This window comes from Henriciella sp. (genome assembly GCF_049649345.1).
GTDB lineage: Bacteria > Pseudomonadota > Alphaproteobacteria > Caulobacterales > Hyphomonadaceae > Henriciella.
The window spans coordinates 1-7,769 of record NZ_JBARZC010000262.1 but is presented as its reverse complement, the minus strand read 5'-3'; the positions used below and the strand labels follow the sequence as shown (position 1 = coordinate 7,769).

The 7,769-nt window shown below is 59.6% G+C and carries 6 protein-coding genes and 2 pseudogenes; 5 read left to right on the top strand and 3 right to left on the bottom strand.

Annotation, left to right across the window (positions count from 1 at the left end):
• Together WA989_RS06840 and WA989_RS06835 are read right to left on the bottom strand one after the other, a co-directional pair.
• Positions 1 to 759, bottom strand: a pseudogene (locus WA989_RS06840) (aminopeptidase N); the annotation flags it as partial.
• 80 nt (positions 760 to 839) lie between these two features.
• Positions 840 to 1,412, bottom strand: a complete 573-nt coding sequence (locus WA989_RS06835; RefSeq protein ID WP_424339757.1) for a hypothetical protein — start codon at positions 1,410 to 1,412, stop codon at positions 840 to 842.
• Between the two features lie 185 nt (positions 1,413 to 1,597).
• On the opposite strand from WA989_RS06835, the gene WA989_RS06830 reads away from it, so the two are divergent.
• The 4 genes from WA989_RS06830 to WA989_RS06815 all read left to right on the top strand — a co-directional run bounded on the left by WA989_RS06830 (position 1,598) and on the right by WA989_RS06815 (position 5,647).
• A complete protein-coding gene (locus WA989_RS06830; protein WP_424339756.1) occupies positions 1,598 to 2,713 on the top strand; it encodes an acyl-CoA dehydrogenase family protein in 1,116 nt (371 codons plus the stop codon).
• Positions 2,714 to 2,723: 10 nt separating this feature from the next.
• Positions 2,724 to 3,926, top strand: coding sequence for an acyl-CoA dehydrogenase family protein (locus tag WA989_RS06825; RefSeq protein WP_424339755.1), 1,203 nt, complete (start codon positions 2,724 to 2,726; stop codon positions 3,924 to 3,926).
• Between the two features lie 67 nt (positions 3,927 to 3,993).
• Entirely contained in the window at positions 3,994 to 4,677 is a 684-nt protein-coding gene (locus WA989_RS06820) for a hypothetical protein (RefSeq protein ID WP_424339754.1), read from the top strand.
• Positions 4,678 to 4,681: 4 nt separating this feature from the next.
• Positions 4,682 to 5,647, top strand: a complete 966-nt coding sequence (locus tag WA989_RS06815) for an alpha/beta fold hydrolase (protein ID WP_424339753.1) — start codon at positions 4,682 to 4,684, stop codon at positions 5,645 to 5,647.
• Between the two features lie 13 nt (positions 5,648 to 5,660).
• Here WA989_RS06815 and WA989_RS06810 read toward each other — a convergent pair whose 3' ends face one another.
• Positions 5,661 to 7,025, bottom strand: a complete 1,365-nt coding sequence (locus tag WA989_RS06810; protein WP_424339752.1) for an amidohydrolase — start codon at positions 7,023 to 7,025, stop codon at positions 5,661 to 5,663.
• Between the two features lie 160 nt (positions 7,026 to 7,185).
• On the opposite strand from WA989_RS06810, the pseudogene WA989_RS06805 reads away from it, so the two are divergent.
• Positions 7,186 to 7,769, top strand: a pseudogene (locus tag WA989_RS06805) (hypothetical protein); the annotation flags it as partial.

The following is a 7,769-nucleotide window of genomic DNA, read 5'->3' as shown; positions in this document are numbered from 1 at the left end:
GTTGAACACGCCAAGGTCATAGACGCGTCCAAACCGCTCCTCGTCCCATTTCATCGAGGCTTTGAGGCTTTCCATCGCCCACTCGGCGCGGTCCGCCTGGCCCTTGTCGACATAAACGCCGAGGTCGACATGGTCGCCATTCATCGTCGTGAATGTGTCGCGCCAGACATCATAATCGCCGGCGCAGAGCGCGAATAGATACGAAGGTTTTGGATGGGGGTCGTCCCATTCGGCGTAATGGCGCCCGTCCGTATAGTCGCCGCTCTCTCCGGGCGTGCCGTTCGAGAGAAGGATCGGATATTTCGACTTGTCGGCGTCCATTCGGACATGAAAGCGGCTCATCACATCGGGGCGGTCCGGCCAGAAAGTGATATGGCGGAAGCCAATCGCCTCGCACTGCGAACAGAAGCGCCCGCCAGAGATGTAGAGGCCGGACAGGGCCGTATTGGCCGATGGATTGATCGTAACATCGGTTTCCAGCGTGAAGCTGTCGGGTACGGATTTGAGGGTCAGCGTCTCGTCATCGCGCACATAGTCGCTTTCTGAGAGTGCTTCGCCATCAAGCTTGATCGAATTGAGCTGAAGGCCGACACCATCGAGAACGAAGTCGCCAGATCCGATGCGGCGCACCTGCATCTTCGCGCGAACCCGCGTCGCCCCCGGTTCAAGCGAGAAGTCCAGCGATACCGTGTCGATATCGAACGGGTAGGGGGTGTAATTCTCGAGTTTAACCGAAACCGGCGTGTCGGTGCGCATCATGTCCTGTCCTTCATTCATGTTTGAATGACAGATAGGACGCCGGTCACCGGCTCACAATCGAAACAGCGCGTTGTCTGCAGTTATTCTGCCGCTACTCTCGGCGAATCCGTCACATCATAGACGTGACGCAGGATGACCGAGCAGGTTTTGACCAGGCCGCGCAGCTCATCAGGCACGCTCTCAGGCTTCTGGGCGGCGAGCTCTGCGATGGCGCGGCAGACTTTCACCATTTGCGGTGCGTTCACGATCAGGCGCGCCTGATATTCGATCTTCAGCGGGTCACGGTCATATTCGGACCCTGGCACACGCCAGCCGCCCCAGTCATTATCGTCCGTCATGACGACAGGGAAGGTGCCGGGGAAGGGGTGGCTTGAGGTGTCATCGCCTTCCTGCCAGCGGTTCTTCACACGCTGGACACGCCACGCCTCAGGGCCGACTTCGTTCTGCTTTTTCATCCGGTCGCGGCCATGCATCACGTCTTCAGAGACGAGTTCACCGCCTGTGAAATCACGGCCGAGGCCGACATCGTAGGTCACGCGAAGCGGTTCTTCGACATCTTTCACCCAGTGCGGAATGACCTTCTCAACCAGGGCCCAGGTCCCGACGGGCTTTACGAAGACGCGCTGTGATTTGTGAAAGAGTGCTTTTGCCATGATTTTCTCCAGACTTGAGACCTCATGCCATATCGCCCTTGAAGTCTGGTGAAGTGGACCTGTCAAATTTCACCGAGATTGGCATTTCAGACCGTCAGGCCCCTTACCCTGCGAGACGGCTTTTCGTGTCCGTCCGCCGCGCTATGGTTACGTCAAAACAAGATGTCCAAGGGAGCACACTGGATATGAATTTCGACTTTTCGGAAGATCAGAAATTTCTGGCAAGCGAGGCCCGTAAATTCCTCGACGCGCAATGCACGACCGCACATGTGCGCGAAGTCCTGGATGATGAGGCCAAGACCCATCATGAGGGCGTCTGGAACAAGGTTGTCGAGATGGGCTGGCTCGGCACGGCGATCCCGGAAGAATATGGCGGGCTCGGTCTTGGTATGCTGGAGCTTTGCGTCATCGCAGAGGAGATGGGCCGCGCGCTCGCCCCGGTGCCGTTCGCCTCGACGGTCTACTTCTTTGCTGAAGGGCTGAAGTTGGCCGGGTCCGAAGACCAGAAGAAAGACATCCTGCCAAAGGTCGCCAGCGGAGAGGTCATTGGTTGTTATGCGGCAAGCGAAGGCCCCGGCAATCCGGATCCGTCACGCCTGAAAACGACGTTTGACGGCTCGAAGATCAGCGGCACGAAAGTGCCCGTCACGGACGGCGATATCGCGACCCACGCCATTGTCCTCGCCAAGGAAGGCTCCGAAGCCAGCTGGGTTCTGGTCGACCTCACCGGCGAAGGCGTCTCGCGCAAGACAGTCAGCACTCTGGAGCCGACCCGCAGCCATGCCGAGATCGTCTTCGACGGCGCGGCGGGCCAGCGCATCGGCTCTGCTGGCGAAGCGGGCGCATATCACGATGACCTGCACAATCGCGCAGCCGTCCTGATTGCCTTTGAACAGCTCGGTGGCGCTGACCGCTGCCTCGAAATGGCAACCGAGTACGCCAAGGAACGCTACGCCTTCGGCCGTCCGATCGGCGGCAATCAGGCGATCAAGCACAAGCTTGCCGAAATGTATGTGAAGAACCAGGTCGCTCGCTCGAACAGCTATTTTGGGGCATGGGCACTTTCGACAGATGCCGCAGAGCTGCCGGAAGCGGCCGCCGCCTCGCGGCTTGCGGCGTCAGAGGCGTACTGGTTCGCCTCGAAGGAAAACATCCAGACCCATGGCGGCATGGGCTTTACCTGGGAAGTGGACTGCCACCTCTTCTACCGCCGCGCCAAGCTGCTTGCCGTACAGGCCGGCGCCCCTAAAGTCTGGAAAGAGAAACTCGTCTCTGCGCTTGAGCGCAAGAACGCTGCTTAGGAGAAACCTCATGGATTTCAACGACACACCGGAAGAAGCAGAATTTCGCGCCGAAGCGCGCAGCTTCCTCGACAAGCATCTGAAACTGAAGGACGCCAACTCGCCGCGCAGGCCCTCTGGCGAAGACTTTTTGAAGCGCGCCAAGGACTGGCAGAAGACCAAAGCTGAAGGCGGCTTTGCACAGATCACCTGGCCCAAGGAATGGGGCGGTCGCGGCGGCACTGCCATGCAGCAGGTCGTCTGGAACCAGGAAGAAAGCCGGTTTGAGGCGCCCACTGGCCCGTTCGCAATTGGCCTTGGCATGTGCGTGCCGACCGTCATCGCTTTCGGCTCTGACGAGCACAAGAAACGCTATGTAAAGCCTGCCCTGATGGGTGAGGAAATCTGGTGCCAGCTCTTCTCTGAACCAGCGGCAGGCTCCGATGTGGCCGGCGTGAAAACGCGTGCTATCAAGGATGGCGATGAATGGGTCATCAACGGCCAGAAAGTCTGGACCACGGGCGCGCATTTCTCCGACTATGGCATCGTTCTGACGCGGACCGACCCGAAGGCGCCGAAGCATAAAGGCCTGACCATGTTCATCGTGGACATGAACCAGAAGGGCGTCGAAGCCAAACCGATCCATCAGGCCTCGGGCGGGCGTGAGTTCAACGAGGTCTACTTCACCGATGTCCGCATCCCGGATTCAGACCGTCTCGGCGACGTTGGCGAGGGCTGGAAAGTCGCCATCGTCACGCTGATGAATGAGCGCCTCGCCGTCGGCGGGTCGCCCGGTCCGGACTGGAAAGAGATCATGGACTATGCCCGTGATACTGGCTCGCTCTCCGACCAGGCTTTCCGCGAGAAGCTGGCCGATTGGTATGTTGCTGCACAAGGCTACAGCCTGACCAAGTTTCGCACGCAAACCGCGCTGTCGCGGGGCGAGACGCCGGGGCCTGAGAACTCGATCGGCAAGATCATCACAGCCAACCAGCTGCAGGATATCTGTAACTCCGCGATCGAGATGCAGGACCATTATGGCATCATGAATGACGCCGACACCATGCCGGCCAATGCGCTTTTTCAGCAAAGCTTCATGTGGGCGCCCGGCCTGCGCATTGCGGGCGGGACCGACGAAATCCTGAAGAATATCATCGCTGAACGTGTGCTCGGCCTGCCGCAGGATGTGCGTGTCGACAAGAAGGTGCCTTTCGAAGAATTAAAGCAGGGCTGAGCCAATTCCTTGTATTGTCTGCTGGGGCTTCATAGCCTTGGCAGACGCTACAAACAGGATCCTCCCCATGAAACGACTAGCGACAACAATGGCCGCAGCGCTGATGCTGGCTTGCCCGGCAGGGTTTGCCCAGAGCGACGCCAGCGCGACTGGCACGCCTGAACAGTCACAAGCAAGCCCGTCCGCGATCGAGTTCGCCCTGGCCGGCTTTCACATCAACATCCTCGAAAATAGCGATGGCGGCGCGGTTTCTGTAACCGGCCCTGAGGGACAGACCGCGCTCATGGCATTCATTGATCCCGCCGCTGGCGAAGCCGCGCTTGCCGCCGTGGAGGATCAAGAGGTCTCCGTTGCGCCCGTTCCACTCGCCATGATCATGCAGAACTGGGACGGCCCGATTGTCTTTGAATCTAGCCAGGCTGAAATCGACAGTGCGGCGAGCCTGGTCGAGGAAGATGTTACTTTCCTTGCGCCTGTTTTCTTCGTGACCACGGATGGCAAGGAAACCCGGATGAAAACGCCGGAAGGCATGATCGTGCCGATCCTGCCGAGCTTTGCCGACGCCGAAACCATGGCGGCCCGCCTCGCGGAAAACGGCATCGAGGAAAGCAAGATCGATATCGTGCCGATCGAGCTCGCGGCTGTACTCCAGCAGATCAGCACGCCAGAAGCCCCTGTCGGTTACCGCGTCTACACGCATCCCGGCACGGTCGACAAGATCGAGGCGGCCGCCCCCAAGGAACAGAACTGACGCCATGGCCCCGGACTTCCGCCGCATCGATGTGAATGGGATCAACATTCGGGTCGCTGTAGCCGGTTCGGGGCCGCTGGTTCTGTTCGTCCACGGCTTTCCTGAAAGCTGGTATTCCTGGCGCCATCAGCTAGACGCGCTATCTGCGGCCGGTTTTACCGCTGCGGCGATCGATGTGCGCGGATATGGCGGCTCCGACGCGCCGCACCCGGTCGAGGCTTACGATATGCAATCGCTGACGGGTGATATCGCCGGCGTGGCAAAAGCGCTTCAGCCGGATGCGCCTGCAGTCGTCGTCGGTCATGACTGGGGGGCGCCGCTCGCCTGGTGCTCGTCCTTGCTTTATCCCGATCAGTTCAAGGCCGTCGCAGCGCTGTCGGTGCCGTATTCACCGCGCGATGAGGTGGTTTTCATCGATGCGGTGCGGGACTTCTTCACCAAGCGCGGCCTGTTTTTCTACCAGATCTATTTCCAGGAGGAGGGCGTCGCGGAAAAAGAACTCGAAGCCGATCCGGCAGAGGCAATCCGCAAATTCTATTACGCCCTGTCAGGCGATGCGCCGAAAGGGGCCTGGCCGTTTGACAAGAAGCATGGCGACACGCTGCTTTACAGACTGCCCGAGCCGCCTATGCCGCTGTCATGGCTAAGCGAGGAGGACGTTGAATATTACGACTCGCAGTTCAGGCATTCAGGGTTTCGCGGGCCTATAAACCGTTACCGCAACTGGCACCGCGACAATGCTTTTCTGCGCGCCAGCGGCGATCAGACGATCCGCCAGCCGGCGCTGTTCATTGGCGGCACCAAGGACCTCGTCCTCAAGAATGCGCCGGGCGACATGGTTGCGGCCATGAAGCCGCATGTGCCCAACCTTATGGGCTCGCATCTGCTGGAGGGTTGCGGTCACTGGACCCAGCAGGAGCGCGCCGACGACGTCAACGCGCTCCTCATAGACTGGCTCGCCAAAATCTGACTATCGCAGCGCCTTAACTTTCCTCGAAGAGTGCCATCGCAGCTGCCGTCATGGCTTTCACGCCGGTGTCGATCGTCGGTTCCGGATCAGGGGCAAAGAAGGGTGAGTGGAGCGAAGGCAGTGGTAGCGGCCCGCCTTGCGCTTTCTCAAATTTTTCCTTCTCCACAGCGCCCAGCCAGAAAATCAGGCCAGGCACATCCTGCGTCGTGCGCCCAAACTGTGAGAAGTCCTCACCGCCCATGACAGGCGTGACCGAGGTGACGTTCTCATCTCCAAGCACGCTTTTCATGGATGCGATGGCGCGTTCGGTCAGCTGAGGGTCATTATAGGTCGATGGCGTGTAGTCTGAATCGACGCGGATTTCCGGTTCCGGCGCCCCGAACGCCTCGGCTTGCGCTTTGGCGATCCGCTCAATGCCGTCGATCAGCATCTGGCGCGTTGCGTCATCATAGGAACGGACGGTCAACAACAGCTCGGCCTGGTCGGAGATGATATTGTGCTTGGCGCCGGCCTTGAATGAGCCAACCGTGACGACCGCAGGCGTTTGCGGGTTGGTATTGCGCGAGACCAGCGACTGGAGCGCCGTCACGATCGATGCGCCGATGACGATCGGGTCTTTCGTCGTGTGCGGATAGGCGCCGTGCCCGCCAACGCCTTTGACGATAATGTCCACACTGTCGACATTGGCGAGTGCATAGCCTGACGAATAGGCGATCGTGCCCGCAGGGGCCGACGCCGAGACGTGGAGCGCGAGATTGTAGTCCGGTACCGGGAAGTCCGAATAGAGGCCATCCTCAATCATCGCCTTTGCACCAAGGCCGATCTCTTCGGCCGGTTGAGCAATCATGATCAACGTACCCGACCAGTCATCCTTGTTGGCGATCAGTTCGCGCGCCGTGCCGACCCAGCTTGTCATGTGCACGTCGTGCCCGCAGGCGTGCATGACGGGGCTTTCGACGCCTGTCCAGGTCGTGCTTATCACTTCGGATGCATACTCAACGCCGGTCTGTTCGGGCACGGGCAGGGCGTCCATGTCAGCGCGGATGAGGACGGTCGGGCCGTCCCCATTCTCGAACACGCCAACAACGCCATAGCCGCCAACGCCGTCGCGGACCGTGCCTTCATCCTTCATGGATTTCTGGCGGACCCAATCGTCCCCGATGCCTGTGCTTACGCTGAAGCCGAGGTCGCGCAGTTCGGCCGCAAGGATTTCAGAGGAGGTCTGTTCCTTGAATGAGAGTTCCGGATTTGCGTGGAAATAGGTGTAGAGATCGAGCAGACCCGTCCCCGGAGCTGGCGTCGATTGCTGTGCAGATGCGCCTGCGCTAGCAACACAAATGGCGAGTGCTGAGGCAGCAAGCAGTCGAGAGATCTTCATGGAGGTTTCCTTCCGGCTAAACGATTTGTCATCACCCTATCAAATCAGCCCCGCTCGCCTAGTAGGGGAATGAAAACGACCCCGTTATCCGAGAAGTGTTTGTGACTTGCCCGTGCTTGGCTAAGATGCGCAAGGCGACTGACAGCAAGGGGGAGACGCGATGAGCGATACGACACCACCAGCACCACCACCGCCGGGCGGTCCGCTTCCGCCCCCAGATGGAGGGCCGCCGCCCCCGCCGCCAACCGCGTCGGTCTCCAAGTCCGGTGCAAAATCTCCAAAGCCGCGCAAAGGCGAGGTGCTTGACCGCAACGTGCTGCAGCCAATGAAGGTCTATACCCATTCGCCCATACTCTACTGGTGGCCGATCTGGCTTCTGGGATTCGTCTTTTTCGTCCTCCAGGCGTCGGGCCTTGTGAGCGAACTGGTCAATCAGAAAGTGCTTGGCCTGATCTTCGTGTTCACGCTGGCCTTCGTGATCTTCTCGACGACGGTCCGGTTGCGCGGGGCCAATTCGGTGATTTTCGGCCTGATCCTCGTTATCGGCTTCATTCTGCTCACTTTTGCCAATCTGTCCGGGCCGATTGCCGACTTCCTTGCCCAGCTCGATATCCGCATGAGCAACATGTTCTACCTGGTCGTGGCAGTGCTGGTCTTCATGCAATGGGCGCTGATGATCTTCGCCTTCGACAAGGTGCGATACTGGGAAGTCGTGCCCGGACAGCTGCATGAGCGGATGTTCTG